Raw genomic sequence first — 26,709 nt, forward strand, 5'->3', positions numbered from 1 at the left:
GGGGCAGCGCCACAGGTGCGTCAATATTCGTTTCGGCAAAGCCCATGCCCCGTGGCCATGGCGACCGCGCGGGAGCCGGCTTGCAAAACGCGGGAACTCCTTCACAGTCTTACAAGTTTTGTGACTGCCGCTTCCCCGGCCTGTGCCTTTCCTCTGGTCGCGATAACGGAAAGACATGCGGATTACGGAAGAAGCGAGGGGAACCCGACACGTGCAGAAGGGATCGAGGCTGGCCCTCGTATTGACCGGGCTCGCCGGCATATTGCCGGCGGCCATCCTGCTTGGATGGAGCCTGCAAAATCCGTGGCTGCGCGGGCTCGGCAACCCTGCTGTCGCGTTTCAACCGTTGCTCAGCTTCATCTTCCTTCTGATCGTGGGCGGAGGCCTGGTGCTGCTCGCCGGCCACCGCCGCGCCGCGCGCGCCTTCCTGCTGCTTCCCGCGGCATTGGGGGCGCTGGTGCTCCTACACTATTTCGCCGGCGATTTCGGCATCGGCGGGCTGTTGTTCGGCGATCAGATCGTGACGCTCCATGTCCGCAATGGCGGCGTCCCCCAGCTCGGGGCGCTGTCGGCCGTCACGATGGCGGTGATCGCGCTCTATCTGCTCAGCTCGCCGCGCGACGCGCTGCGGCGCTGGGCGGCGCCGTTGGCGAGCGCGACTCTGGCGGCGACTCTGCTGCTCGTCGCTCTCACGCTCACTAACCAGATTCCGCTCGGGCCGCGCTTCGTCGGACCCTCCGCCCTCTCCGGCGTCCCCGCGCTGCTGCTATCGATGGCGATCATCGTCCAGAGCCGTTTCGCCGATCCGGTCCAGCCCTTTACCGATTCGCCTTGGCACACGCTCCAGAAAATCACGCCGGCAATCATCGTCCTGACGATCCTGCCCACCCTGGTGCTCGTCGGCCTGCGTGAAGCGGGAAAGCTGGACGACAGCGAACTCTATTACTTCATCGCCGACGCCAATCTGCTCGTCGTCGTGATCCTGCTCGTCCACGTCACAGTCCGCGCAACCGAACAGAACAAGCGCATCGCGGTGCGCCAGGCGGAGCTCGATTCGATTCTGACCGTGGTTCCCGACGCACTCATCGTGACCGGCCAGGACCGGGTGATCCGCGCCTTCAGCGCCGCCGCCCAGCGGCTCTGGCACTGCACCGAAGCGGATGCGTGCGGCACCCGGATCGAGACGCTGTTTGCAGCCAGGAGTCCTGATTTCGACGCGCTGCTCGCCGAGGACCCCGGCATCGGCAAGTCGGAAAGCGGCGTCGTCACCACCACTGGCCGCCGCAGCGACGGCAGCGAATTTCCCGCCGAGCTGCGCGTGGGAGCAGCAAGGCAGGACGGCGAAGTGGTCCATGCCGCCTTCGTCCGCGACTTGTCCGAGCGCTTCTCGCTCGAGGATCAGGTCGCCGATCTCGGGCTGCAGCTCATGCAGCTGTCGCACCAGAACGCGCTCGGCGAACTCGCCGGCGACATCGCGCACGAGATCAACCAGCCGCTCGCCGCCGCCTCCAATTATGCCTCCGCCGCCGCGATGGCGCTGGAGAAGCAGCAGGATCATGCCAGGGCCGTCGAGTTTCTGCGGGAGATTTCGGTCCATATCCTGCGCGCCGGCGACATCATCCGAAAGCTCAGAAGCTTCCTGTCGCACCGTGAAGTCGAGTTGCGACGCGAGGAACTGGGCGAGGTGGTCAACGACGCCGTCAACCTGCTCCTCGTCGGATCGCGCAAGCTCCATGCATTGCTCATCGAGATTCCCGCATCGCTGCCGGCGGTCTATGTCGACCGGATCCAGATCCAGCAGGTGTTGGTGAACCTCGTCCGCAACGCCTTCGAGGCATGCGATCAGGGCGACAGCGAGCCGCTGATCGTGATCCGGGCGCGGGCGATCCATGACATGGTCGAGGTAGAAATCACCGACAACGGCCCCGGCCTTCCCGAGGGCTTCACCGAGCGGCTGGGCGAGCGCTTCGCCTCGAGCAAGGGGGGGATTGCCGGGCTCGGCATCGGTCTCAACATCTCGAAGCGCATCGTCGAGGCGCATGGCGGCATGCTGGCCGCGACCAATCGCCCCGGCGGCGGCGCATCGTTCTGCTTCACCATCCCTTCGGCCGCGGGCTTCGAAACGCCCGCCAACGAAGGCGGTACGCCCGCGTCGTCTAGCTCTTGAGGTTCCAGCCCTTGCGCAGCAGCGTGTAGCAGACCAGCCCCAGCACCGCGTCGAGCGCGAGGATGATTCCGCTGCCGGTCAGGATCGGCGAGTCCGCGACTCCGAGAAAGCCGTAACGGAAACCCGAGATGATGTAGAAGAACGGATTGAGATGGCTGATCGTCTGGAAAACCGGCGACAATTTGTCGACCGAGTAGAAGGTGCCCGAGAGCAGCGACAGCGGCGCCACGACGAAATTGGTCACCGCCGCGGCGTGATCGAACTTTTCCGCCCAGATCGAGGTCAGCACGCCCAGCAGCGACAGGAACAATGCGCCGAGGAAGCCGAACCACAAAACCGCCCATAAATGCTGGGGAATGATGTTCACCCCCGGCCAGAACACCATCGCCAGCCACACCGCGCCGCCGACGCAGAATGCCCGCGTCACGGCACCGCCGCACAGGCCCGCGAGCAACTCGCCGGTCGACAGCGGCGGCATCAGATAATCGACGATCGTCCCCTGGATCTTGCCGACCAGCAGCGAGAAGCTCGAATTGGCGAAGGCATTCTGGAGCATCGCCATCACGATCAGCCCGGGGGCGATGAAGTCGGCGAAGTGAATGCTGCGCCCCTGCAGCGCGATCGTACGGCCACCGCCGCCCAGCGCGACGGTGAAAATCACCAGAAACAGCAAGGTCGTGACCGCCGGTGCCCACACCGTCTGTAGCTGCACCTTGAAGAAACGGCGCACCTCCTTGATATAGAGGGTGCGCAGTCCTCCCCAGTTCACGTTGCGAATCACCGGAACGCCGGGCTCGGGGAGACTATGGCTCGTTATCGGGCCGGTTTTGGGACCTGTTTCCGGGTGGCTGCTCATCGCGTGTTCGCGTAAACGCTGCCCGCGCCGCCCGCAAGTTGAAGGAAGTGAAGTGAGCTGGACCGAAGAGCGTATCGATACGCTGAAGAAGATGTGGGACGGCGGCATGACCGCCACCCAGATTGCCGAGGAACTCGGCGGCGTGTCGCGCAATGCCGTGATCGGCAAAGCGCACCGGCTGGGCCTCCAGTCGCGCCCCTCGCCGGTAAAGCCCAACGAACCCAAGGCGGAAGCCGCCGCGCCCGCGCCGAGGCCGGCAGCGCCAACGCCCGCCCCCGCCGCGCCGGCACCCCAGCCGCCTGCCGCCGAGCCGGCGCCTCGCGCTGCCGCGCCGGCGGCTGCGCCAACTGCGCCCGAGCCGCGCGAACCTGGTGCCACCGTGCTCCGCTCGGTCGGTCCGGGCGGCTTCGTGCGCCAGAATCCGGGCGAGCAGACTCCGCCGATCGCCCCCGCGCCGCCGCGCCGTCTGGTTCCCGCCAAGCCGAGCGACGCGATCGCGGGCAAGACCAGCCTGCTCGATCTCAACGATCGCATCTGCAAATGGCCGCTCGGCCATCCCGGCGAACCCGACTTCCATTTCTGCGGCGACAAGGTGAACCCGGGCTTTCCCTATTGCGTCGCGCATTGCGGCCATGCCTATCAGGCGCAGCTGCCGCGCCGCGATCGCCGCCCCCCCCCCCGCTGCCCTTCGGCGGCCCGCGGGTGCGCTGATCTCGTCCTGAAATTCGCATCGCCCCGGAACCCGGTTCCGGGGCGATTGCTTTGGTGGGCCGAGTTGATGCGGCCGCCCGCGAGCAAAGCGATCGTACAGCGCTCGCGACGCGCAACCCCGTCGTGTTCTATTTTTGTTCTTTTCCGCTGCGAACCCTTCTGCTAGGGATGCCGACAGGAGGACAACCTCATGTATGTGCAGCCCGGAGAATGGTCGAACCTCGGCGACACGCGTGCGCCCGAAGCGCGCAGCATCGGGACGATCCTGAGCGAGATTCGGGAAATCGCGTCGCTCCGCACGAAGGCCAGGCGCAGCGATCGACGCAACCTTGCCTTGCGCCGCAATTCAGCGTGACCCTATACCCTGCAAATGGCTGAAGACCTGTTTGCCGCCCCGGGCGTACCATCGGGGACCTACGACGCATCCTCGATCGAAGTGCTCGAAGGGCTGGAGCCGGTCCGGCGCCGTCCCGGCATGTATATCGGCGGCACCGACGAACGCGCGCTCCATCATCTCGCCGCCGAAGTGCTCGACAATGCTATGGACGAGGCGGTCGCCGGCCACGCCACTCGCATCGAGATCGAACTCGACGCCGGCAATCGGCTGACGATCGTCGACAATGGCCGCGGCATGCCGATCGATCCGCACCCGAAATTCCCCGACAAGTCGGCACTCGAAGTGATCCTCTCGATGCTCCATTCGGGCGGCAAGTTCTCCGGCAAGGCCTATGCCACTAGCGGCGGTCTGCACGGTGTCGGCATCAGCGTGGTCAATGCGCTGTCGGTGGACACCGTCATCGAAGTGGCGCGCGACAAGCAGCTCTATCGTCAGCGCTTCAGCCAAGGCCAGACGCTAGGACCGCTCGAGCATCTCGGCGGAACGCCCAACCGGCGCGGCACTTCGGTGGCGTTCACCCCCGACACCGAGATCTTCGGCGAAATGCAGTTCAAGCCCGCGCGGCTCTACAAGCTCGCGCGCTCGAAGGCGTATCTCTTCGCAGGCGTCGAGATTCGCTGGAAATGCGACCCCTCGCTGCTCTCCGACGAGACCCCGCCCGAAGCGGTGTTCCAATTCCCCGGCGGCCTCGGCGATCACCTCAAGGAACAGATCGCCGGCCGCGAATGCGCGACCTCCGAATTCTTCATCGGCCAGCAGGATTTCCCCGGCGAGGATCAGGGCCGCGTCGAATGGGCGGTCGCCTGGCCGCTGTGGAGCGACGGCAGCTACAGCTGGTATTGCAACACCATCCCCACGCCGGACGGCGGCAGCCACGAACAGGGCCTGCGCCAAGCCCTCACCCGCGGCATCCGCGCGTTCGGCGAGCTGGTCGGCCAGAAAAAGGCCAAGGACATCACTGCCGACGATGTGATGACCGGCTCCGAGCTGATGCTCTCGGTGTTCATTCGCGAGCCGCAATTCCAGTCGCAGACCAAGGACCGCCTCACGTCGCCCGAGGCCACCGCACTGGTCGAGCGCGCCGTCCGCGACCATTTCGACCATTTCCTGTCGGACCATATGGACCGCGGCAAGGCGTTGCTCGCTTATGTGATCGACCGCATGGACGATCGCCTGCGCCGCAAGCAGGAGCGCGAGGTCAAGCGCAAGACCGCGACGTCATCGCGAAAGCTCCGCCTTCCCGGCAAGCTCACCGATTGCGCCGCCGACAGCCCCGAAGGCACCGAATTGTTCATCGTCGAAGGCGATTCGGCCGGCGGCTCGGCCAAGCAGGCGCGCGACCGCAAGACCCAGGCGATCCTGCCGATCCGCGGCAAGATCCTCAACGTCGCCAGCGCGACCTCGGCCAAGATCCTCGCCAATCAGGAAATCGCCGACCTGATCCTCGCAATGGGCTGCGGCACGCGGAAGGATTGCGACCCGGCCAATCTGCGCTACGAACGCATCGTCATCATGACCGACGCCGATGTCGACGGCGCGCACATCGCCACGTTGTTGATGACCTTCTTCTTCCAGGAAATGCCCGACATCGTCCGGCGCGGGCATCTCTATCTCGCCCAGCCGCCGCTCTATCGCCTGACCGTCGGCTCGAAGAGCCTCTACGCTCGCGACGACGCGCACCGGCTCGAGATCGAGGAGGGCGCGTTCAAGGGCAAAAAGGTCGAGGTCAGCCGCTTCAAGGGGCTCGGCGAGATGAACCCGAACCAGCTCAAGGAAACCACGATGGACCCCAGGACGCGCGGGATGCTGCGCGTCACGCTGCCACAGGAATATGAGGAGCGCGCGGGCGTGAAGGACCTCGTCGACCGGCTGATGGGCAACAACCCCGCACACCGCTTCGCCTTCATCCAGGAAAATGCCGCGCGGCTCGACGGGGAAGTCATCGACGCGTGATCGCGCCGTTGACGCGCGGCCGGTGAATGATAGCATCGCCGCGAGTTGCGGTGTCTTCATATACTTCGGCGCATCAGGGGAACGGACATGCTCTTGCGTAGCGGTTTCACGGCGTTGCTGGCGCTGGCGGCCTTTCCGGCGTGCGCGCAGGGCGACGGCCCTTCGGACCAGACGATCGTCGTCACCGGCACGCCGCTGTCGAAAACCGAAGCGGACCTGAAAGATTGCCTCGCGCGCAAATGCCCGCCGCGCGAGGACATCGATGCGAGCCTCGCGCATGCCGAGAACCAGTTCGTCGCCGGATATTATACCGAGGCCCGCCAGACGCTCGCCGCCGCGCGTGGCCGCAATGCGCGCTATGCCGCAACCCTGCCGGTCGAAGTCGCCGACCTCACCCGCGCTTATGGCCGGCTGAGCGAACATCATGGCTATCAGAATGTCGGGCGCATCCTCCAGATCGACGCGCTCGACGCCTTGAAGGCCGGACTCGAGAAAGGCGATTCGCGTGTGCTGATGCAGCGGCTCATGGTCGGCGACCAGTTCGGCAAGCAGGGCCGCTTCCGCGCCGCGATCGATGTCTACACCAAGGTCGCCAAACAGGCCCGCGAGGCCGGGCAGCCCGCGGTGATGGGCTTCGCGATGCTGCGCGAAGCCGTGCTCTACGGCGCCGCCAGCTATTCGAACCCGGCCTATCGCGAAGGCACCGAGCAGCGGATCAAGGCGATAGAGCAGACCACCGAGCCGGAACTCGCCGAGTTCCGCTTCGCCGCCAGGCTGCTGCGGGCGCGCCTGCTGTCCGAGCGCGGCGACAAGCAGGCGCTCGACACCGCGCTCACCGCTTTCAAGGGCCAGGAACTCGACCGCCCGGTGCTGGTGTTCGCCCCACCACTCCGCCTCGATCGCGTCAGCGGCCATGAAGACGGCCGGATCCAGGCGCCCAAGAACATCAACAGGACGCCCGAATGGATCGACGTGCGCTACCGGATCGCGGCGGACGGAACGGTGAACGACGTCGAGACGGTGCGCGAATCGCCGCATTTCGAGGGGCGCTGGCCGAAGAAGGTGCACGAGAACCTCGCCCTGCGCCGCTACGCGCCGTTCAAGCTCGCGGGTGGTGCGGACGGCATGACCCGTATCGAACGGTTCACCATGGTCTATGATGTGTATGATCCGACCGGCTCGCGCCTGCGCCAGCGCGCCGCGAGCGGCCGCATCAGGTCACTCGACCTGACCGACGATGCGCCGCCGCGGGCCGTTCCCGGCCAGCCGCCCGTCGGAACGCCCTGAGCGGCGCCGCGGTACATAAGGAAACACCGTATGGACCGCCGCCTTTTCGCGTTGCTGCTGCTCGCGCTGGCGTCCCCGCTCGCCGCACAGACGCAGCCACAGCCACAGCAACCCGCGCCTCCAACGCCTTCTCCCGCGCTGGAGGCGCGGGTGCGCGAGCTGGTTCCACTTCTGTCCGGCAGCGGAAGCTATGAGAGCTTCTTCGCGCCCGGCTTCCAGGCCAACGTCCCCAAGGCGCAGTTTGAGGCGACCACCGCGCAGCTGCTCACCGCCAACGGGCCGGTGCGGGGCATCGACAGCAGCGTCGCCAACGATGCCCATTCGGCCACGGTGCGAGTCGGCTATCGCGATGCGACCGTCACGTTCCAGATCGCTGTCGAGCCCGAAGCGCCGCATCGCGTATCGGGATTGTTGATCCGGGAAATCGGCGCCCGCGAAACCACGCTGACCGAGGTGACGGCGGCGCTCGATCAATTGCACGGCATCACCGGATACACGCTGGCGCGGCTCGGCCGCGGCGCGCCCGAACCTGTCGCTGCGCATCAGGGCGACCGCCCCTTCGCGATCGGCTCGGCGTTCAAGCTGATCCTCCTTGCCGAGCTCGTCCGCGCCACCAATGCCGGCGAGCGCAAATGGGACGACATGATCACCCTCGACGGATCCATGCTCCCCGGTGGCGGCTACAACCTGAAGCCCAAGGGCACGCAGGTCTCCTTGCGCGAACTCGCGACGCAGATGATATCGATCAGCGACAACAGCGCGACCGATATCCTCCTGAGCGCGCTCGGCCGCGACAAGGTCGAGGCGATGCTGCCGGTCGTCGGTGTCGCGGATCCGGCGCGCAACCGCCCCTTCCTGTCGACGATGGAGGCGTTCAAGCTCAAAGGCATCGAGGCGAACGACCTCGCCGGCCGCTATCTCGCACAGGACGAAGCCGGCCGCCGCCGGATGCTGGACGGCGAAGTCACCAATCTGCCGGCGCTGATGATCCGCCCCACCTTGTTTCGCGACGGCAAGCCGGTGCGGATCGATACGCTCGAATGGTTTTTGTCGCCCGCCGACCTCGTGCGCGTGATGGACTGGTTGCGTCGCAACACCGAAGGCCCCAAAGGCGCCGATGCCCGCGCAATGCTGTCGAAGAACCCGGGCATTTCCCCCACAGTGGCAGGCAAGTGGCAATGGGTCGGCTATAAGGGGGGATCCGAGCCGGGCGTGATGAACATGACGCTGCTGCTCCAGGCCAGGGCCGGCGACTGGTACGTGCTCACCGCCAGCTGGAACGATCCAGCGCAGGCGGTGAACGAGGCGCGCTTCGCCAGCCTGATCGCCCGCGCCGCCGAGCTTGTCGCGCCGAGGCCGTAGACCGAGCCCCGGCTATCCGCGCATCCGTAGCCGGTGGTAGGTCGCGCGTGTCGAGATCGCCGCGATCAGCACCAGCACGCCGATGCCGAGCACCCCCGCGCCGGCCCAGAGCGGCACCGCGAAACCCCGCCGATACGCCAGCACGAGCAGCGCCCCGGCCAGCGATATCCCGATCCCCCAGCGCCGCATCCGCAGCGCCACGCCGCCCAGCTCGCGCCGATAGGCAGCGCTCTGCGCCGGATCCTTCAGGTCAGGCGGCGCCACGCCATTCGTCGCACAGCAGGCCATAGAGCGTGGTATCGCGCACCCCGATATGGGTTTCCCATTCGCCGCGCAGCACGCCCTCCAGCCGGAAGCCCAGCCGTTCGAGCAGGCGCCGGGAGGGAATATTGTCCGGGTCGGTGTCGGCGAACACGCGCCGTTGCCCCTCGGCGAAGAGCTGGTCGATCACGCGTGTCACCGCTTCGGCGGCGATGCCGGTTCCCCAATATTCGCGGCGCAGCAGATAGCCGACCTCGCTGACATTGCCCTGCCGCTTCTCGCCCGCGGCGACGAAGCCGATCGCCCGATCGTCGTCTTTCAGCGTGATGATCCAGCGCCGCCATTCGGGCGCTCGCTGGGCCAGATCGGCGCGGGTCTGCGCGATCGAATCGTGCGGTGCGTTCGACCACCAGCGCATCATCTCGTGATCGGCAAAAGCGGGGTGCAGCGCCTCGGCGTCCGCCGCAACGCCGGGGCGCAGGCGAAGCCGCGCGCTTTCCAGCACGGGCGTCTCGCGCGGCGTCACGTCGCCAGCGCGTCGACCAAAGTCTTGACCTTCTTCTGGCGCCATTGCGGCAACGGCGCGACCAGCCAATAGCCGAGCCGCGACGATTTGGGCGCGCCCACCGCCACGACCCGGCCAGCCGCAAGGTCGGCGCGCGCGATGAGCTCGGGCACAGTCGCGCGCCCCAGCCCCTCGGCCGCCGCGTCGAGCGCAAGCCCGGCATCGGCGACCCGCACCAGCGATCCCGCATCCTCGGCAAGGCAGCCCGCCCATGCGATCGGCGTGTCGGTGCCACCGCCCGGCCGCTCGACCGTGACCATGCCGTCGCTCTCCAGCGCTTCGCCCTCATGTTCGCCAGGGCCTTCGCCCCAGCGGATCGCGAGGTCGAGATTGGCTTCGGTGAAGTCGATCGCCTCGTCGGCGGGCACCAGCATGAAGCGCAGTTCGCTATCGCCCCGCGCGATCTCGGCGAGCCGCGGCATCAGCCATTTGGCGGTCAGATCGCGCGGCGCGGCGATGGTCAGCGACTTGGACGATTGTCCCGCCTGCATCGCCCGCACCGATTCCTCGAACTGGAGGAACCCGGCGCGCAGCGCGACCAGCCCGGCCTCGGCCTCGGGCGTCAGCTCCAGCCCCTTGGTGGTGCGACGGAACAGCACCACGCCCAAAGTATCCTCGAGCGCGCGGATCTGCTGCCCGACGGCAGCGGGAGTCACTGCCAGTTCGTCGGCAGCGCGGGTGAACGACAAATGCCGCGCCGCCGCGTCGAGCACGCGCAGGCCGTTGAGAGGGAGGTGGGTGCGCTTCATACCTGCCCCGCTCCATCGACCGTCACCCCGGCGAAGGCCGGGGTCTGATGCCGCATGGCGCGCGCTTGCCGCACGCGATCCCGGCTTCCGCCGGGATGACGATCGATATTTGTCACCCCGTCACCGCCGGCGCGGTCAGCGCAAATTTCGGGATCGCCACGTCAAAGGCGGCGCCGTCCTCACCGATCATGTGATAGCTGCCCTGCATGTACCCGGTCGGCGTCGACAGCGGGCAACCCGAGACATAGTCGAAACTCGCGCCCGGCTCGATCATCGGCTGCTCGCCGACCACGCCTTCGCCTTCGACGCTGTGCCGCGCGCCGCGCCCGTCGGTGATCACCCAATGCCGGGTGAGCAATTGTACGGTGAACGGACCCTTGTTCTCGATGCGGATATGATAGGCCCAGAACCACCGCCCGCGCTGCGGCTCGGATTGTTCGGGCAGATACGAGACGGAGACGCGCACCACGATGCCGCGGGTCTCGGCCTCGTCGGTGAACAGCGCCTTCATCACCGCATCGCTCACAGGCCGGCCCGGCCCAGCGCCTGATCGAGATCGGCGATCAGATCCTCAGGATCCTCGAGGCCCACGTTGAGACGCAGCATGCCTTCGGTCACTCCCATCTCGATCCTCTTCTCCTCGGAGACACCCGCATGGGTGGTCGACGAAGGATGCGTCATCAGCGAGCGGGAGTCGCCGATATTGTTCGAGATGTCGATCAGTTCGAGCGCGTCGAGCAAGGCATGCGCCTGGCGGCGGCCCTCGACCTCGAACGAGAAGATCGGGCCGGCATCGTCCATCTGCCGAGTGAACAGATTGTGCTGCGGATGGCTCGGCAGCGCCGGGAAGTTGATCCGCGGCACCCGCCCTTCGAGGAAACGCCCGACCGTGAGCGCATTGGCGCTCTGCCGCCGGATGCGCAGGTCGAGCGTCTCAAGCCCCTTGAGCACCACCCAGGCATTGAACGGGCTCAGCGTCGGCCCGGTATTGCGAGTGAAGGCGAGCAAGGTCTCGTTGATGAACTTCTCGTTGCCGGTGACCGCGCCGGCGAGCACGCGCCCCTGCCCGTCCATCATCTTGGTAGCCGAATAGGCGACCACGTCCGCACCGAATTCCAGCGGGCGCTGGAGCGCGGGCGTGGCGAAGGCATTGTCGACCACGCTGGTGATGCCGTGCTTCCTGGCGATTCCGCACACCGCTTCGAGATCGACTACGTCCATCGTCGGGTTGGCCGGAGTCTCGAAGAAGAACACCTTGGTGTTCGGCCGGATCGCGTCCTCGAATTGCTGCGCGTCGCGCGCGTCGACGATCGTCGTCTCGATGCCGAACTTGGGAAGCAAGGTGTCGGTCAGCCAGCGGCACGAACCGAACGCCGCGCGCCCCCCGACCAGATGATCGCCCGTCTCCAACTGGCAGAGCAGAGCCGCCGTCATCGCCGCCATTCCCGATGCCATCGTCCGGCACGCCTCGGCGCCTTCGAGCAAGGCAATCCGCTCCTCGAGCATCTGCACCGTCGGGTTCTGCAATCGCGAATAGGTCATGCCCTGCTGCTCGCCGGCGAACCGCGCCGCGGCGTCGCCAGCGCAGTCATAGGCATAGCCCGAAGTCAGGAAGAGCGCTTCGCTGGTCTCGCCGAACCCGGATCGCATCGTTCCGCCGCGGATCGCCTGCGTTGCGGGCTTCCAGTTGCGTGTGACGCTACGGTCCTGTCCGGTATTACGCTTCATGATTTTGCTTTGCAGGGGGGAGGCGCCCCGCGTCAACCTCCGCAACGCAAGTCACTCTCACCCTCCCACCCGGCTGCGCCGGGCGGCGGAAGGGTGAGGTGACCATCGGACAGGCACAACGCGCTCCCTTTTAGGGAAGGAAGCAAACCGCTACCACCCGCACCTATGCTCGACCGCCTCAAGGCTCTCCGCACCCGCCCGTACCTTGTTGCATTGCTGCTCGGCATCGCCGCGCAAACGCTCTTCAGCGTCCATCTCGACCGGCCGAGCCGGATCATGTTCGACGAGGTTCATTACGTCCCCGCCGCCCAGACGCTGCTCGATCTCGAAGGCCCGCGCAATGTCGAGCATCCCCTAGTCGGCAAGGAATTGATCGGCGCCGGCATCGTGCTGTTCGGCGACAATCCGATCGGCTGGCGCGCCCTTACCTCGTTTGCCGGCACGGCCACCGTGCTCGGCGCCTTCGCCTTTCTCTGGCTCCTGCTCGGCTCGATGCGCGCCGCGCTCGTCGGGGCGGTGCTCACCGCATTGAACCAGAGCGTCTACGTCCAGGCGCGCACCGCGATGCTCGACATCTTCCTCGGCGCCTTCCTGCTCTGGGCGATGGTGGTGATGCTCTGGGCGGCGAAGGGCGCGTCGGGGCAAGTGACGCGCCGCTGGGTCGGCGCGGGCGTGCTGCTGGGGCTGGCGGTCGGAACAAAATGGGCGGCGATCCCCTATGTCGCGCTGGCCGGGTGCGCCTTCCTCGTCACCCGGCTGCGCGATGCCCGCGTCGCGCGGCGTCCCTTGTCGTCGGCATTCTCCGGCAAAAACCAGCCGCACTGGCCGGGCCTGGCCACCTTCCCGGGCTTGATGCTTCTCGGAGTGGTGAGCATTGCCACTTATTTCCTCACCTTCCTGCCCGCCTTCTTCTACGCACGCGATCCGCTCACCCTCGCCGGGCTGATCCCGCTTCAGCAGGAGATGTACGCGCTCCAGACACAAGTGCTTCAAAGGCACACCTATCAATCCGACTGGTGGAGCTGGCCGCTGATGCTCCGGCCGATCTGGTATTTCTATGAATGGGACGAGGGCGCCCAGCGCGGCGTGCTGCTGATCGGCAATCCGGTGATCATGTGGGGCGGGTTGCTCGCCGTCCTCGCCTGCCTATGGGCAGGGTTCCGCGAGAAGGCGCACCGTCCGCTGGCATTGGCGCTCCTCTGGATCGCCAGCCTCGGCATCTATGTCGTCATCCCCAAGTCGCTCGGCTTCTATTATTATTACCACCTCTCGGCGATCTTCCTGTGCCTCGCGCTGGCAGCCGCTTTCCACCATTTCGACCGCGGCCGGGGCAAGGGCCGCGAGGAATGGTTCGTCTTCGCCGCCCTCGCGATGTTCGTCTATTTCTACCCGATCCTCGCCGCGTCGCCGCTGCAGAACGATCAGGGCTTCACCCGCTGGATGTGGTTCGCCAGCTGGCGGTGACCCTAACTCCTTCTCCCCTTGTGGGAGAAGGAAGGGGGCCGCGCCGAAGGCGTGGGAGGGATGAGGGGACGTCCATTGCGACACACCTCCTCACCCTTCCGCTGATTTCATCGGCTCCCTCCCTCTCCCACAAGGGGAGAGAGAGCCTTCAATACCGCCCCCACGTGAAACGCGACGACAGCGCGAAATTCCACACCGCCGCCACGGCGATTCCCGCCAGTGCCGACAGCCGCCAGTCGCCATGCTGGACGTTGTGCAGAAACGCCGAAACGCCGACATTCGCCGCCGCGCCGACCACACAGACGAGGCAGAAGCTCACCCAGCCGCCGATCAGCGCCCGGGCGCCCTTGAGCCTCTGCTCGCGGTAGGTGAGCGTGTTGTTGAGGAAGAAATTGAAGGTCATCGCCACGATCGTCGCGACGATCGTCCCGGTGACGAACGGCCAGTCGAGCCCGCGGAACAGCAGCCCGAGCACGACGAAATGCACCGCCGCCCCCAGTGCGCCGATCGCCGAGAACATCGCGAAGCGCACCGGCACGACCTTGCCGAACATCCGGTCGTAGAGCGCGATCAGATATTCCATCGCGACGACGTGATCGAGCTTGCTCTCGCCTTCGGTACGGATGCGGAAAGTGTAGGGCAGCTCGCGGAACTTGAGCGGGTGCGGCGCCGCGGTCATGATGTCGAGCAGGATCTTGAAGCCGATCCCCGACAAGGTCGGCACGAGATCGCGGACGATCTGCGTGCGTATCATGAAGAAGCCGCTCATCGGATCGCTGAGATCGGCCTTGAGCACTTGCCGCGACAGCCGCGTCGCAAAGGCCGATTTGGCGACGCGGTCGCGATCCCATTCGCCGGTGCCGCCGCCCGCCACGAAGCGAGAGCCGACTACCACCTCGAGCGTGTCGTCGCTCTCCAGCGCATCGAGCATCGCCGGCAGGATCGTCTCGTCGTGCTGCAGATCGCCGTCGATCACCGCGACGAACGGCGCGGCGGTCGCGCACATCCCCTCGATGCACGCCGAGGACAGGCCGCGCCGGCCGATCCGCTGGATCACGCGCACGCGCTTGTCGACTCGCCCCAGCTCGCGCGCCGCCTGCGCGGTGCCGTCGGGGCTGTCATCGTCAACGAAGATCGCTTCCCAATTTCGGCCCGTCAGCGCCTGATCGAGCTTGGCGACGAGCACGGCCACATTGCCGCGCTCGTTGAACGTCGGGATGACGATTGCAAGCTCGAGCAGGTCGGGCGTCACGCGAGTTCCCGCAGCACCGCGTCGCCCATCTCGGTGGTGCTCAGGCTGCCGCCCAGATCGGCGGTCCGCGCCCCTTTTGCGAGCGCCGCGCCGACAGCCTTCTCGATCCGCTGCGCCGAGGCCTCGTCGCTCAAACTGTGCCGCAGCAGCAGCGCCGCCGACAGGATCGCCGCGCACGGATTGGCCTTGCCCTGTCCGGCGATGTCGGGCGCGCTGCCGTGGATCGGCTCGTACATGCCGTTGTCGCCGCTCCACGCGCGCAGCGATGCCGAAGGCAGCATGCCGATCGAACCCGCGCACATGCTCGCCTGATCGGAAAGAATGTCGCCGAACAGATTGCCGGTGACGATCACGTCGAATGCGGTCGGGCGCCGCACCAGCTGCATCGCGGCATTGTCGACATACATGTGGGTCAGTTCGATTTCGGGATAGTCCGTGCTCATCTCGTTGACCACGTCGCGCCACAGCTGCGAGGTCTCGAGCACATTGGCCTTGTCGACCGAGCAGAGCTTCTTCTTGCGCCGCTTCGCCATCTCGAAGCCGACCTTGGCGATGCGCTCAACCTCGGCCTCGTTATAGGTCATCACGTCGAAGCCCTGGCGCAGTCCTTCGACATTCGTCCGCCGGCCCTTTTCGCCGAAATAGACGTCGCCGGTCAGCTCGCGGACGATGACGATGTCTAGATTGGCGACCACCTCGGGCTTGAGCGGCGATGCGTCCTCCAGCCCGGGGAACAACGACGCCGGGCGGATATTGGCGAACAGCCCCAGCTCGCGCCGGATGCCGAGCAGCGCCGCCTCGGGACGCAGATGCCGGTCGAGCGCCTCGAAGCGCGGATCGCCGATCGCGCCGAACAGCACGGCATTGGCGCGCTTGGCCAGCGCCAGCGTGTCGGGCGGAAGCGGGCGTCCCGCCGCGAGATAGCCCGCGCCGCCGACCGGCGCCTCCTCGAACTGCAGCCCGAGATCGAGCGCTTCGAGCACGCGGCGCGCCTGGGTGGTGACTTCGGGCCCGATCCCGTCGCCGGGCAGAACAGCAATCAGCGGCATTCCCGCTCCTCAAGAATGAATTCGCAGCCGCTTTGCCGAGCCATGCCCCGTTACGCAACCGCCCGCATCAGCCGATCGACCAGCCGCGACCGCGCCGCGAGAATCTCCGCACCCTTGCCGATCAGCAGATCGCGCTCGAGGAAGTGGCCGGTGAGGCGCAGCCCGTCGACGATATCGTCCCATTCCGCCGCCCCGCCCGCGGTCAGGAACGGCGGCAGCCGCAGCAGCTGGCGTTCATAGCCCACAGCACCGATCCGGCTCACCGCAACTCCGCTTTTCGGGCTTACGAAGACCAGATCGTCGTCGCGCCCGGTCGCCACGCACCGCTCAAGATCGAGCCCGAAGCCGAGCTCGGCGAGCAGCAGCAATTCGTAGCGCACCAGAGCCACCGCCCAGCCGCGCGCAGCCGGCGCCGCCTCAATTGCCGCCAGCACTCCGTCGAGCGCCGAATAGAGCCGCGGATAGGGCTGGGCGTCGGGCAGCACCGCCGCGCTGAGCGCCGTCGTCCATTGCAGCGCCGCGGCAGGCAGCGGCTCGCCGAACAAAGGCGCGCGGCTGTGGATCAGCTCGACGGTGAGCCCCGCCAGCTGCTCCTCGGTCCGCGCCCGCCATTCGCCGAGCACGAGGTTCGAAGGCTGGAGCACCGGCCGCAGCGCGCGCGATCGTCCGCCGCGGACATAGCCCGGCTGGAGCCCGTCGCTTTCGGTGAGTGCCCGCACGACGGCGCCATGCTCGCCATGCGCGCGGACGCTGAGGAGAATGGCTTCGGCGCGCAGATGCATGGGGAGGGCTTACCCCTCCAACCACAACCCGTCACCCCGGCCTTGCCCCGGGGTGACAAGCCAGTCAGGCGCCCCGCCGCAACTTCTTCGCCATGCCGGCGAGACCCGCTTTGTTCACCACCCGCTTGGCCAGCGCCACCGCGCCGTTGAACCCGCCCAACGCAGCCATGGTCGCGCGGTTCGCCACGGTCGGCCGCAGCAACAGCAGGTCCACGCATTCCACTCCGCCGGTGGCGAACTGGCGCTTGTGCTGGCCTTCGCCTTCGGTGAAGTCGAACGCAGTGAAGCGGTTCTCACCGAACAAATCCTGCATCGCCTCGAGCTGAAGCACCGCGCCAGGAGACCAGTCGTTGAACTTCGGGTCGTGCCCGACATAGGCGTAGATCACCGTGTCGCCATGGATCGGGCAATAGAGATAGGCGGCAGGCTCACCCGCAATGTAGAGCAGCCACGCGCGAACCTCGTCCGCCGCGGCGAGCGTGCCCATCGTGCGAAGAAAGTCCGTGCCCTCGGGAAGGCCCGAGCCGAGCAGCCGCTCCTGATAGGTGGTCGCCGAAATCGCCCGCGCCACGGGATGGAACACCTCTAGCTCTGCGGTGGTGCGGAAGCGCCGAACATCTATCGCGCCGCCGGAGGCAGTCGCGATCTTCTTCGCCTTGCGCCGCAATCCCTGCCGGGCGTTCGACGACAGGCTGGCGAACCAGCCGTCATAATCCCCGGCGAAATCGAGAAAATAGCGCGTGTAATGCTGGCGCACGAAGGGCAGCATCGTGCCCGAACCGGCGATCAGCGCGGCCATCTGTGCTTCCGGAAGCGAAGTCACCAGATAGCCATCGGCATCGTCCTGGATCGGTGGCAACACTGGCGCGATCCCACTGCGCGCCTCGGCGAGAGTCAGCGGCACGCGGACCAGCGCGCGCGGCACGCTCAGCAGCGTACGCGCGCCGATCTCGAACTTGAGCCGCACCGGCCGGGGCGCGGCCGCGATCTCGCGCACGGCATTCATGCGGCGCGTTCCTCGATCCAGTTGGACCAGAGCTGCTCGGCCTGCCGCAGCCGGGTGCGCAACACGCTCGGCGCGAGTGGCACATCCGCCTGGTCCAGCGCCATTTCCGGCCGGTCACCGAAATGCGCCGTGTCGAGCATTTCGCGACGCTCGGCCAACATCCGGCACAAGGCCTCGAAACGCCGGACGTGGACAGCATTGGCCCGCGTCCCCGCGCGGTTAGCGAGCTCGAAGCCGTGACTGACGATCGTCACGGCCGCATGGTTCTCGCGCACCGCGTGATCGAGCGCCGCCCGCATCTCGATCGAAGACAGCGCGCAAATCTGGAAGTGACGGAGATGCCCCTTCTGATCCTCGATCAGCGTCACCGGCACTTCGACCACTCCGCGATGCCGAACGGGCGCGATCTGCCGCGGGTCGAGGCTGATCGCGCTCGGCCAGGGATGCTCGGAGCCGTTGTGGCTCGAATCATAGACGAAATCGAGCTGCGCCAGCGCGGCCAGCGTGTCGTCGCTCGCCGAATAGGAGCCCGATCGGAACGCGACCGGATCGGGCGCGCCGGCCGCGATCAGCATGTCCGCCGCGCCAGCGATCAGATCGCGCTGCTCGGCAAGGCTATAGTCGATCAGTTCGAATGGGCCATAAGCCGCGCCGCGGTCGTCCGCTTGCGCGCCGGTCCAGTTGGGGTGGAGGTGCAGTTGCACTTCCTGTCCCGCCGCAAGGATCGATCCCACCACGCGCTTTATCGGGTCGAGCCCATATACGAGTGCCGGCATCGGATCGACGAAGAAGCACGCCTTCAATCCGTGCTCCGCCAGCTGCGCCAGCTGCCAGCCGACACCGACTCCCGCCGGCTCGAGCGAGCGCTGGACGATCGTCGCGGCATCGAGCCCGGCGCAGTGATGGCGCCACATCAGCTCGGTATCGACAGTCAGGAACACACGCGTCGGCATGCTGCTCCCCTAGCGCGGCGGAGTGAATAAACTCCCAACCGGGTTCACGGCTTGATCCCGTAGCGGGCATAATCCTCGTCGATCCTCGGCGCGATCATCCGGGCAGCGGCGAGATCGGCATCGCCGCCTGCGGTGCCCGCCCGCTTGCGGATCACGCCGCGCATATAGAGACTGGCAGCCATGTCGGGCACCTGCTCCAGCGCCGCGTCGAAATCGGCCAGCGCATCGCCCATCCGCCCGAGCCGGAAATAGACCAGACCGCGGCTGTCGAGGATCGAGGCGGGGCTCTCGGCCAGCTCGATCGCCTTGGAACAATCCTTCAGCGCGGTATCGAGCGCAACATTGCCCGTGGCCTTCAGCCAGCAACGCGAATTGAGCAGATCGGCCTTGCCCGGCGACGCCGCGATCATCGTGTCGAGCAACGCAAGGCCTTCGTCGACGCGCCCGCCGTCGCTGAGCAGAGTCGCCTGGCTGCTCACATAGTTGTTCTTCTCGTCGCCGCCCTGATCGGCCCGCTCGGCGAGCATCGCCAGCGCCTCGTCGCGCTTGCCCTGTTCGGCGAGCAGCGCCGCCACCCGCCCGACCGCCGACGCGGAACCCGGATCGATCTCGAGCGCCGCACGCGCGTCGGTCATCGCGTGGGCGTCGTCCTTCAGGGCCGAATAGAGCCGCGAGCGCCACAAATAGCGTTCGACCGTCGGTTCGAGCGCGATCGCTTTGGTCAGATCCGCAATCGCGCCCTTGCGATCATAGATGCGGTCGAGGAACCACGCGCGATCGCCGAAGCTCTCCGCTTTGTCCGGGTGCTGGGCGATCTGTCTGGCGTAGACCGCAAGGATCGGATCGAGCGCCTTGCTGCGCCGCGCCACCTCCACTTGCAGGAACAGCGGCGGCGTCTCCTTCGGCGCGATCGCCTTGAGCAGCCGTCCCCTGGCCTGCGCCACTTGCGCCCGCGTCGCCGGGATGTCCGCCGGCAGCACTTCGGCGATGCCGGTGACCGAGCGGTCGTCGAGCGTCAGCCAGCCGTCCTTCAGCGTCACGCTCCGCTGGAGCGCCACGCCGGCCAAGGTTGCCGGCAGCGTCCGGTCGCCTTCGGTGTCGAAGCCGACGCCGTCGCCGGGCAGGCGGATCCGGGTGCGCACGCGCGTGTCGGCATAGCCGCCGCTGCTCACCGGGATCTCGCGCCATGCCGGCCGTGCGCGATCGGGCGAGAAGCCGATGCTCGAGACGGCACTGTCCAGCGCCAGCCGGTAGCGGCCATTTTCCTTCGACCAGTCGGGATAGGTGATGCCCGCCGCCGTCACCACTGCGGTGGCGCTGGCCTCGTCATATTTGAAACTGCGCTCCACGGTCTCGGGCTCGTTCAGGAAGCTGCCAACGATGGCGTCGATTCCCTGATCGAGTTCGTCCTTGCCGGCCTGCGCGGCGACCACGCGCAGCACCTCCGCCTGCGCGCCCCGCACGGCAACCCGCACGGTGTAGGGCATCGGGAAGAGAACGCCCGCGCGGCCGTCCAGCTCGACTTCGGCATCGGTGATCGGCCGCGCGTTCGGCCGCATCGGCATCTCGATCAGCCCGCTACCCGCCTCGCGCAACGGCAGCGCATGGCGGAACGGTGGGACATCGCCGAGATCCTCGCGCCGCGAGCCGCCGCCGGTGCCGTCGAGCCACAAGGATTCGCCGGCGATCGTAGCGCGCACCAGCACATGGTTGAAAGCGCCGGGCATCGGCAAACGCTGCGGGATCAGATCGCCCAGTTCGGTGTTCACCACCACCGCCTCGGCTTCGACGCCGAGCGCGCGGAGCATCGCGAGCAGCAACAACGTCTTGGCCTTGCAATCGCCGTAGCGCGCCGACCAGGTCTGGGCCGGCGACTGGGGCACGTAATCGCCATTGTCCATGCCCTTGAACAGATAGCGGACCTTGTCCTGCACCGTTTCCAGCGCCATCGCCGCGCGCTGGCGCGGATCGGCAGTGGCCGCGGCGATCCGCGCGACTTCGGCGGCGATCGGCCCGTCGGGCTCTATCGCTCCCTCAGTGCGATAGAGCGGCGCCATGTCGCGCGAGAGGTCCGCCCAATCGGCATAGTCGGTCGCATCGAGCAGCGGCAGCGGCCGGAAACGCAGCGGCGCATCGCCCGGCAGATCCGCCGGCTTGGCGATCGGCAGGTCGATCAGCAGCTCGTTATAGCCGTCCGGCGTCGTCACCGGCTTCAGATCGGGCAGCTTGCTATAGGCGCGCCAGCGCAGGTCCATCGCCTTGGGCCAGAGCAATCGCACCCGGCCGAAATGGAGCCGCATCGGCGCCGACAGCAACGGCGCCACCGACTGGACATGGCCGTGCAGCGCCGCATCCTTCTGCGTCACCGAGAAGCTGACGCGCAGCACGTCGCCAACGCGCAGTCCTTCCACGGGGAGAGTCGCGGTGAGCATGCCGTTCAGCGTCGCCCGCTCGAGCTGCTGCTCGCGCTGCAGGACCGTGACGCGCTTGCCGCCGGCCAGCGCGTCGATCCGCTCGGCGCCGCGAAGGATCTCGATGCGGTGGACCACCAGATCGCCCTTGCCCGGATTCCACGGGAGCGGCACCGTTCCCGCCTGGGTCAGCACCTGCGGCGAAGCGATCCGCATCGCCATGTCGGCGTAGATCCAGACCTGACCGTCCTCGAAGCGCTGCTGCTGGTCCATCACCAGCAGGATCGGGTCCGAATCGCCGAGCTTCGAGGCATCGATCGGCGGCGCGGGCTTCACCCACGCCGGCACGGGTTGATAGAGTGGCTTGTCTCCCGCATGTGCCACCGTCGCGGCGCACACCAGCACCGCCGCAACCGTCATCCGCCCAAACATCTAATACCCCCGTCCAAGTGCCTCGACGCTAGCGCCTTTTCCGCGGCGCACTCAAGAGGCGTTCGCGTGCGCTTCCGGTGCAGCTTCGATGCAGGCCGGGCGCGTCATCGCGTGTGGAAATAGTCGTGCACCTGCTGTGCCACCGCCGCGGAGACGCCGGGCGCCTTCTGCAAATCCTCGAGGCTCGCGCCGCGCACTGCCCGCGCCGTGCCGAAATGCATCAGCAGCGCCTTCTTGCGCGCGGGGCCGATGCCCGGCACCTCGTCGAGCGGGCTGGCGCCAATCGCCTTGCTGCGCTTGTCGCGGTGCGCGCCGATCGCGAAGCGGTGCACTTCGTCGCGCAGCCGCTGGAGAAAGAACAGCACCGGCGAATTGACCGGCAAGGTCAGTTCGCGCCCGTCCATCAGATGGAACACCTCGCGTCCGTCGCGGCCATGATGCGGCCCCTTGGCCACCCCGACGAGGCACACATCCTCGATGCCGAGATCCTCGAGTACGCCCTTCACGGCGTTGAGCTGCCCGCGCCCGCCGTCGATCAGCACCAGATCGGGCCAGGTGCCGCCCTGGCGATCGGGATCCTCGTCCTGCGCGCGCGCGAAGCGGCGGCCGAACACCTCGCGCATCATGCCGAAATCGTCGCCCGCGATCGTTTCGGGCCGCTTGATGTTGAATTTCCGGTACTGATTCTTCTGGAACCCCTCGGGTCCGGCGACGACCATCGCGCCGAGCGCATTGGTGCCCTGGATGTGGCTGTTGTCGTAGATCTCGATCCGCTCGGGCGGCTCGGGCAGCTCGAATAGATCGGCGACCTCGGCGAGCAGCTTCGCCTGCGTCGTGCTTTCGGCCATCCGCCGGTCGAGCGCCTCGACGGCGTTGCGCTGCGCCTGTTCGAGCAGCCGTCGACGCGGCCCGCGCTGCGGCACGCCCAGCGCGACCCGGTGCCCCGCGCGTTCGGCCAGCGCCTCGGCGATCAATTTTGCCTCCTCCAGATTGCGGTCGACGAAGATCGTCTTGGGCGGCGGCACTTCCTCGTAGAATTGCATCAGGAACTGGCTGAGCACTTCGTCCTCGGGCACTTCGTTGGTGTGCGCGGGGAAGAAGCTGCGATGCCCCCAATTCTGCCCGCCGCGGATGAAGAAGGCCTGGATCCCCATCACGCCGGATTTGCAGGCAAGCGCGAAGATGTCGGCGTCGCCCACCCCCTCGGCATTGATCGCCTGGCTCCCCTGGATGAAGGTGAGCGCCTTCAGCCGATCGCGCAGGATCACGGCCAGCTCGAAATCCAGATTTTCGGCGGCGGCCTGCATCTGCTCGGCGAGCTTGGCCTGCACCTTGGTCGATTTGCCCTGCAGGAAGTCGCGCGCGTCGCTTACCAGCTCGGCATAGCCCGCTTCGTCGATCCGCCCGACGCACGGCGCCGAGCAGCGGCGGATCTGGTAGAGCAGGCACGGCCGGTCGCGCGTCGCGAAAAAGCCGTCGGTACAACTCCGCAGCAGGAACAGCTTCTGCAACGCGTTGAGCGTCTTGCGCACCTGCCCCGCCCCGGCGAACGGCCCGAAATAATCGCCCTTGTAGCGCCGCGCGCCGCGATGGAGCTGGACCCGCCCAAAGGCATGATCCTGCCGCAGCAGAATGAACGGGAAGCTCTTATCGTCGCGCAGCAACACGTTGTACGGCGGGCGATAGCGCTTGATCAGCTGCGCCTCGAGCAGCAGCGCCTCGGCCTCGTTGTTGGTGGTGACGATCGTCATCGACCGCGTCTGCGCGACCATCCGCTGGAGCCGTTTCGAGAGGCGCGTGACCTGGGTGTAATTATTCACCCGGTTCTTGAGCGCGCGCGCCTTGCCCACGTACAGCACGTCGCCGCGCGCATCCTGCATCCGATACACGCCGGGACGCACCGGCAGAGTCTTCAAGACATTGCGTATCGCCGCCACGCCGGCGTCGAGATCGGGCACGCCCTCGCCGCGCACGGCGTAGGTAGCATTTTCCTCATTGAATCGGTTGGGGGAATTGGGGTCGGACATGCGCGACCGACTTAGGGATTCCGCGCGCGGCTAGCTAGCCGTCATGCCACCCTCGGTACGCAGCCTCATCCGGGCTCCTGCGAAAGCAGGAGCGAGGACTACAAGTGCGAAAGCAGGAGCGAGGACTACAAGCCGCGTTCCTAGCGACTCTGGGCTCCTGCTTTCGCAGGACCAGTGGTGACGAAAGTAGAGATCGGTACCATAACTCTGCAAGACACCGCAGGAGAGTCACCATGAAGCTCAATCTTTCCGTCGCCCTGCTCGCGCTGGCCGCACCGCTTGCCGCCCACGGCCAGACCGTCCCCGCCCCGATCACCGCCGCGCTCGCCGATTCCGGACGCCCGGCCGCCGACAAGGAACGCGACGCCGCCCGCCACCCCGGCGAGTTGCTCGCCTTCGCCGGCATCAAGCCGGGCGACAAGGTGGCAGACTTCATCATGGGCGGCGGCTATTTCACGCGCATCCTCGCCAGGACCGTCGGCGCCAAGGGCCGCGTCTATGCCTATCAGCCTGCCGAGTTCATCCAGTATCGCGCCGCCTATGCCGACGAGCAGAAGACCGCCGTCGCTGGGTACGCCAATGTCACCCCGCTCAGCGATTCGCTCGCCGCGGTGAAGTTCGCCGAGCCGCTCGACGCGATCATCACGGTGCAGAACTGGCACGATCTCCACCTCAAAATGTCCCCGCCGGGCTTCGCCGCGTCGATGGCGAAACGGCTCTATGACAATCTCAAGCCGGGCGGCGTGCTGCTGGTGGTCGACCATGTCGCCGCCGCCGATCCGGGATTCGCGGCGCCAGACAAGCTCCACCGCATCGACCCTGCCGCTGCCCGCACGGAAATCGAAAGCGCGGGGTTCAAATTCGACGGCAGTTTGCCGCTGCTCGCCAACCCGGCCGATCCGCACACGGCGATCGTGTTCGACCCGTCGATCCGCGGCAAGACCGACCAGTTCATCTACCGCTTCCGCAAGCCGCGCTAAGCCGGCATCCTCTCACCGTCGAGCACTTGCCGCACCTTCGCGGCGAGCTGCGCGACGGTGAAGGGCTTGGGGAGCAGAGCAACGCCGTCGGCCAGCATGCCGTCGCTGACAATCCCGTCGCTCGGATAGCCGCTCATGTAGAGCAGCTTGATCTCGGGCCGGAGCGTCTCGACCTGCGCAGCCAGCTTGGTGCCGTGCATTCCGGGCATCAGCACGTCGGTGAGCAATAGATCTACGCGCGGCTGGGTTTCGAGCAAGATCAGCGCCGACTCCCCGCCGGATGCCGACAGCACGATATAGCCGAGCTCGCGAAGCGCATCGACGGCGAGTTGGCGCACTTTGTCCTCGTCGTCGACGACGAGAACGATCTGGCTCCCGCGCGCGCCGGGCAGGCGCGTCTCCGGTCCCGCCTGCCAGCTTTCGACCTCAGCCACCTTGCCCTTGTGTCGCGGCAGATAGAGATTCACCGCGGTGCCGCTTCCCGACTCGGATTCGATCACGGCATGCCCGCCCGATTGCTTGACGAAGCCATAGACCTGGCTCAGCCCCAGCCCCGTGCCTTTGCCCATCGGCTTGGTAGTGAAGAAGGGCTCGAAGGCGCGATCCCGCACTTCGGGGAGCATTCCCGTCCCGCTGTCACGCACGGTGATACGGACATAGTCTCCGGGCGCCACGCCGGGATGCATCGCAGCATAAGCGGGATCGAGTTTCACGTTCGCCGTGCTGACCACGAGCTTGCCGCCATCGATCATCGCGTCGCGCGCATTGAGCGACAGATTGACCAACGCACTCTCGAGCTGGCCGACATCGGCGCGGACCGGCCACAGCCCGCTCGCCGGATCGATCTGGAAATCGACCTTGCCGCCGATCGTCCGCCGCAACAGCTCCGACAGCCGGCGGATCAGCTGGCTCGCATCGAAGGCGGAGGGCGCGAGCGGCTGGCGGCGCCCGAAGGCAAGCAGCTGTGAGGTGAGCTGGGCGGCGCGCTGCGCGCCCGACATCGCTGTATCGATATGCTCCTGCGCACGCTTGACGTCGTGCTCGACCCGGCGGCGGGCCAGATCGAGCGACCCGATCACGATCGCCAGCATGTTGTTGAAGTCATGCGCGATGCCGCCGGTCAGCTGACCGATCGACTCCATCTTCTGTAGCTGGCGCAGCTGGGTCTCCGCCGCCTCCCGGCTGGCGGCCTCCTCGTGCAACCGCGCATTGGCATTGAGCAGCTGGTCCCGCGCAACCGAAGTCTTGTGGGCGGTGGACAGCGCCCGCAGCGTGGACCGCAGCGCAAACGCAATCACCGCGGCGGCGCATAGCAGCAGCCAGATCGAGAACAGAGTCGCCTGCCGGTCCGCCGCGGCGCGCTGCTGTTCGAATTGCCGCGCCCCCTCGGCCTTCATCCCGATGACGATCGCGCGGCACCGATCGGTGACCGGTCGATCGAGCACGGCGCGGAGCGAGCGCCTGGCATCCTCCACGCGTCCCGACCGTGCCCACGCAAACCGCACGTCGGTGTAGGATAGCCTGGTGCGCCAGCAATGATCGAGTTGCCGGGCAGCCATCACTTGTGCGGGATCGGCTGCCATTTGGCGGATCAGTGCCGCGAGTTCGAGGTGCAGCTTCTCGCGTGCCTGCGTATAGCGCGCGACGAAGCGCTCGTCTCCCGCGAGCAGATAGCCGCTCTCGCCCAGCAATGCTTCCTGCGCGCGCGTGACGAGGCTGTTGAGCCGCTCCTGGACCTGCAGGGTCTGCACCATGACCATATCGGCGCGCTGCTCGGCGCGAAACAGGAAGAAGGTCCCGACCATGGCTGCGCAGATCAACGCCAGCCCGGATAGAATGGCGACGCGACCTATATCCGGGCGTTTGCTGACCATGACGCTTGCTTTGCCCAACGAAAAAAGAAGAGCAAACGAATTCGCCGCCGAACCAGACTAGTCGGTGCGTTAACGCCAACTAATGATAAACATTAGCAAGTTACGTAAACGTCAAGTCATGAACATGGTGACGCCGGCAACCAGTACGACTGCGCTCATTTCGAGGCTTCGCGCTCGATCCGCCGGGCTTCGGCCTCGATCCGGTTCATCTCGGCAGCGACACGGGCTTTGACGTCTTCCGACGCACGTCGATCATCATTTGCACGCTGCAAGGCGAGCAAGGTCGCAAGCGCCGCCAGCAGGAGCGCGGCAAAGCCGCCGATCCCCAGCCAGCGCGTGGCACCCGGCCCCGGATCGTCCGGGACCGCCTTCTTGTCATGTCGTTTGGAAGCCATGGCGCAGCTTTAGCATGCCAGCGGCGCACTGCCAGACCTTGACGGGCG

At 66.7% G+C, this 26,709-nt stretch carries 22 protein-coding genes and 1 pseudogene; 8 read left to right on the forward strand and 15 right to left on the reverse strand.

Annotated elements, in window-relative coordinates; translation table 11 throughout:
* Window positions 1–211 precede the first annotated feature (211 nt).
* Complete coding sequence (locus tag CVN68_RS10285; protein ID WP_158298826.1) at window positions 212–2,167, forward strand: sensor histidine kinase; 1,956 nt, start codon at window positions 212–214, stop codon at window positions 2,165–2,167.
* On the opposite strand, the gene CVN68_RS10290 is transcribed toward CVN68_RS10285, so the two are convergent.
* Entirely contained in the window at window positions 2,157–3,023 is an 867-nt protein-coding gene (locus CVN68_RS10290; protein WP_100282129.1) for an ABC transporter permease, read from the reverse strand. The genes CVN68_RS10285 and CVN68_RS10290 overlap by 11 nt on opposite strands.
* 52 nt (window positions 3,024–3,075) lie before the next feature.
* Between CVN68_RS10290 and CVN68_RS10295 the strand changes: the two are divergent.
* From CVN68_RS10295 to CVN68_RS10310, 5 genes and pseudogenes are all read left to right on the forward strand, one after another.
* Window positions 3,076–3,734, forward strand: a pseudogene (locus CVN68_RS10295) (GcrA family cell cycle regulator).
* 190 nt (window positions 3,735–3,924) lie between these two features.
* Window positions 3,925–4,089, forward strand: a complete 165-nt coding sequence (locus tag CVN68_RS23155; protein WP_158298827.1) for a hypothetical protein — start codon at window positions 3,925–3,927, stop codon at window positions 4,087–4,089.
* A 15-nt stretch (window positions 4,090–4,104) separates the two neighbouring features.
* Complete coding sequence (gene parE, locus CVN68_RS10300) at window positions 4,105–6,084, forward strand: DNA topoisomerase IV subunit B (protein WP_100282130.1); 1,980 nt, start codon at window positions 4,105–4,107, stop codon at window positions 6,082–6,084.
* Between the two features lie 87 nt (window positions 6,085–6,171).
* The gene (locus CVN68_RS10305; protein ID WP_100282131.1) at window positions 6,172–7,371 is read left to right on the forward strand and encodes a hypothetical protein; all 1,200 of its coding nucleotides are present in this window, start codon (window positions 6,172–6,174) and stop codon (window positions 7,369–7,371) included.
* Window positions 7,372–7,401: 30 nt separating this feature from the next.
* Window positions 7,402–8,733 carry a serine hydrolase gene (locus tag CVN68_RS10310; RefSeq protein ID WP_100282132.1) on the forward strand — a complete coding sequence of 444 codons (1,332 nt, stop codon included), beginning with the start codon at window positions 7,402–7,404 and terminating at the stop codon, window positions 8,731–8,733.
* A 12-nt stretch (window positions 8,734–8,745) separates the two neighbouring features.
* Here CVN68_RS10310 and CVN68_RS10315 read toward each other — a convergent pair whose 3' ends face one another.
* The 5 genes from CVN68_RS10315 to CVN68_RS10335 form a co-directional block, all read right to left on the reverse strand.
* Window positions 8,746–8,997, reverse strand: a complete 252-nt coding sequence (locus CVN68_RS10315) for a hypothetical protein (protein WP_100282133.1) — start codon at window positions 8,995–8,997, stop codon at window positions 8,746–8,748.
* Window positions 8,984–9,565, reverse strand: coding sequence for a GNAT family N-acetyltransferase (locus tag CVN68_RS10320; RefSeq protein ID WP_100282134.1), 582 nt, complete (start codon window positions 9,563–9,565; stop codon window positions 8,984–8,986). The genes CVN68_RS10315 and CVN68_RS10320 overlap by 14 nt, the downstream gene beginning before the upstream one ends.
* Entirely contained in the window at window positions 9,517–10,308 is a 792-nt protein-coding gene (locus CVN68_RS10325; RefSeq protein WP_100282135.1) for a LysR family transcriptional regulator, read from the reverse strand. The genes CVN68_RS10320 and CVN68_RS10325 overlap by 49 nt, the downstream gene beginning before the upstream one ends.
* A gap of 112 nt (window positions 10,309–10,420) precedes the next feature.
* On the reverse strand, window positions 10,421–10,819 hold the full coding sequence (gene apaG / locus CVN68_RS10330; protein ID WP_100284336.1) for a Co2+/Mg2+ efflux protein ApaG: 399 nt from the start codon (window positions 10,817–10,819) through the stop codon (window positions 10,421–10,423).
* An 11-nt stretch (window positions 10,820–10,830) separates the two neighbouring features.
* Window positions 10,831–12,036, reverse strand: a complete 1,206-nt coding sequence (locus tag CVN68_RS10335) for a trans-sulfuration enzyme family protein (protein WP_100282136.1) — start codon at window positions 12,034–12,036, stop codon at window positions 10,831–10,833.
* A gap of 165 nt (window positions 12,037–12,201) precedes the next feature.
* Here CVN68_RS10335 and CVN68_RS10340 point away from each other — a divergent pair, with 165 nt between their 5' ends.
* The gene (locus CVN68_RS10340) at window positions 12,202–13,500 is read left to right on the forward strand and encodes a phospholipid carrier-dependent glycosyltransferase (protein WP_100282137.1); all 1,299 of its coding nucleotides are present in this window, start codon (window positions 12,202–12,204) and stop codon (window positions 13,498–13,500) included.
* Window positions 13,501–13,648: 148 nt separating this feature from the next.
* Here the strand turns inward: CVN68_RS10340 and CVN68_RS10345 are convergent, their stop codons facing one another.
* From CVN68_RS10345 to uvrC, 7 genes are all read right to left on the reverse strand, one after another.
* Window positions 13,649–14,752 (reverse strand): glycosyltransferase, encoded by a 1,104-nt coding sequence (locus CVN68_RS10345; RefSeq protein WP_100282138.1) that lies wholly within the window; start codon window positions 14,750–14,752, stop codon window positions 13,649–13,651.
* Window positions 14,749–15,801, reverse strand: coding sequence for a 3-isopropylmalate dehydrogenase (gene leuB / locus CVN68_RS10350; RefSeq protein WP_100282139.1), 1,053 nt, complete (start codon window positions 15,799–15,801; stop codon window positions 14,749–14,751). Before leuB ends, CVN68_RS10345 begins: the two co-directional genes overlap by 4 nt.
* Window positions 15,802–15,851: 50 nt before the next feature.
* A complete protein-coding gene (gene recO / locus CVN68_RS10355) occupies window positions 15,852–16,583 on the reverse strand; it encodes a DNA repair protein RecO (protein WP_100282140.1) in 732 nt (243 codons plus the stop codon).
* Between the two features lie 64 nt (window positions 16,584–16,647).
* Window positions 16,648–17,589, reverse strand: a complete 942-nt coding sequence (locus tag CVN68_RS10360) for a GNAT family N-acetyltransferase (RefSeq protein ID WP_100282141.1) — start codon at window positions 17,587–17,589, stop codon at window positions 16,648–16,650.
* Entirely contained in the window at window positions 17,586–18,542 is a 957-nt protein-coding gene (locus tag CVN68_RS10365) for a polysaccharide deacetylase family protein (protein ID WP_100282142.1), read from the reverse strand. The genes CVN68_RS10360 and CVN68_RS10365 overlap by 4 nt, the downstream gene beginning before the upstream one ends.
* Before the next feature lie 44 nt (window positions 18,543–18,586).
* Complete coding sequence (locus CVN68_RS10370; RefSeq protein ID WP_233503675.1) at window positions 18,587–21,373, reverse strand: DUF3857 domain-containing protein; 2,787 nt, start codon at window positions 21,371–21,373, stop codon at window positions 18,587–18,589.
* A 116-nt stretch (window positions 21,374–21,489) separates the two neighbouring features.
* Entirely contained in the window at window positions 21,490–23,412 is a 1,923-nt protein-coding gene (uvrC, locus tag CVN68_RS10375) for an excinuclease ABC subunit UvrC (RefSeq protein WP_100282144.1), read from the reverse strand.
* 233 nt (window positions 23,413–23,645) lie between these two features.
* On the opposite strand from uvrC, the gene CVN68_RS10380 reads away from it, so the two are divergent.
* The gene (locus CVN68_RS10380; RefSeq protein WP_100282145.1) at window positions 23,646–24,392 is read left to right on the forward strand and encodes a class I SAM-dependent methyltransferase; all 747 of its coding nucleotides are present in this window, start codon (window positions 23,646–23,648) and stop codon (window positions 24,390–24,392) included.
* On the opposite strand, the gene CVN68_RS10385 is transcribed toward CVN68_RS10380, so the two are convergent.
* Window positions 24,389–26,266, reverse strand: coding sequence for a response regulator (locus CVN68_RS10385; RefSeq protein ID WP_100282146.1), 1,878 nt, complete (start codon window positions 26,264–26,266; stop codon window positions 24,389–24,391). The genes CVN68_RS10380 and CVN68_RS10385 overlap by 4 nt on opposite strands.
* 155 nt (window positions 26,267–26,421) lie before the next feature.
* Window positions 26,422–26,661 carry a hypothetical protein gene (locus tag CVN68_RS10390; protein WP_100282147.1) on the reverse strand — a complete coding sequence of 80 codons (240 nt, stop codon included), beginning with the start codon at window positions 26,659–26,661 and terminating at the stop codon, window positions 26,422–26,424.
* Window positions 26,662–26,709 lie beyond the last annotated feature (48 nt).

The organism is Sphingomonas psychrotolerans (genome assembly GCF_002796605.1).
GTDB classification, from domain to species: Bacteria; Pseudomonadota; Alphaproteobacteria; order Sphingomonadales; family Sphingomonadaceae; genus Sphingomonas; species Sphingomonas psychrotolerans.

Bases quoted from the DNA above. Each gene is read 5' to 3' on its own strand.
- CVN68_RS10290 (WP_100282129.1), bottom strand. From the start codon at position 3,023: ATGAGCAGCCACCCGGAAACAGGTCCCAAAACCGGCCCGATAACGAGC.
- CVN68_RS23155 (WP_158298827.1), top strand. From the start codon at position 3,925: ATGTATGTGCAGCCCGGAGAATGGTCGAACCTCGGCGACACGCGTGCG.
- parE (WP_100282130.1), top strand. From the start codon at position 4,105: ATGGCTGAAGACCTGTTTGCCGCCCCGGGCGTACCATCGGGGACCTAC.
- CVN68_RS10305 (WP_100282131.1), top strand. From the start codon at position 6,172: ATGCTCTTGCGTAGCGGTTTCACGGCGTTGCTGGCGCTGGCGGCCTTT.
- CVN68_RS10310 (WP_100282132.1), top strand. From the start codon at position 7,402: ATGGACCGCCGCCTTTTCGCGTTGCTGCTGCTCGCGCTGGCGTCCCCG.
- CVN68_RS10320 (WP_100282134.1), bottom strand. From the start codon at position 9,565: ATGGCGCCAGAAGAAGGTCAAGACTTTGGTCGACGCGCTGGCGACGTG.
- CVN68_RS10325 (WP_100282135.1), bottom strand. From the start codon at position 10,308: ATGAAGCGCACCCACCTCCCTCTCAACGGCCTGCGCGTGCTCGACGCG.
- apaG (WP_100284336.1), bottom strand. From the start codon at position 10,819: ATGAAGGCGCTGTTCACCGACGAGGCCGAGACCCGCGGCATCGTGGTG.
- CVN68_RS10335 (WP_100282136.1), bottom strand. From the start codon at position 12,036: ATGAAGCGTAATACCGGACAGGACCGTAGCGTCACACGCAACTGGAAG.
- CVN68_RS10340 (WP_100282137.1), top strand. From the start codon at position 12,202: ATGCTCGACCGCCTCAAGGCTCTCCGCACCCGCCCGTACCTTGTTGCA.
- leuB (WP_100282139.1), bottom strand. From the start codon at position 15,801: ATGCCGCTGATTGCTGTTCTGCCCGGCGACGGGATCGGGCCCGAAGTC.
- recO (WP_100282140.1), bottom strand. From the start codon at position 16,583: ATGCATCTGCGCGCCGAAGCCATTCTCCTCAGCGTCCGCGCGCATGGC.
- CVN68_RS10360 (WP_100282141.1), bottom strand. From the start codon at position 17,589: ATGAATGCCGTGCGCGAGATCGCGGCCGCGCCCCGGCCGGTGCGGCTC.
- CVN68_RS10365 (WP_100282142.1), bottom strand. From the start codon at position 18,542: ATGCCGACGCGTGTGTTCCTGACTGTCGATACCGAGCTGATGTGGCGC.
- CVN68_RS10370 (WP_233503675.1), bottom strand. From the start codon at position 21,373: ATGACGGTTGCGGCGGTGCTGGTGTGCGCCGCGACGGTGGCACATGCG.
- uvrC (WP_100282144.1), bottom strand. From the start codon at position 23,412: ATGTCCGACCCCAATTCCCCCAACCGATTCAATGAGGAAAATGCTACC.
- CVN68_RS10380 (WP_100282145.1), top strand. From the start codon at position 23,646: ATGAAGCTCAATCTTTCCGTCGCCCTGCTCGCGCTGGCCGCACCGCTT.
- CVN68_RS10385 (WP_100282146.1), bottom strand. From the start codon at position 26,266: ATGGTCAGCAAACGCCCGGATATAGGTCGCGTCGCCATTCTATCCGGG.
- CVN68_RS10390 (WP_100282147.1), bottom strand. From the start codon at position 26,661: ATGGCTTCCAAACGACATGACAAGAAGGCGGTCCCGGACGATCCGGGG.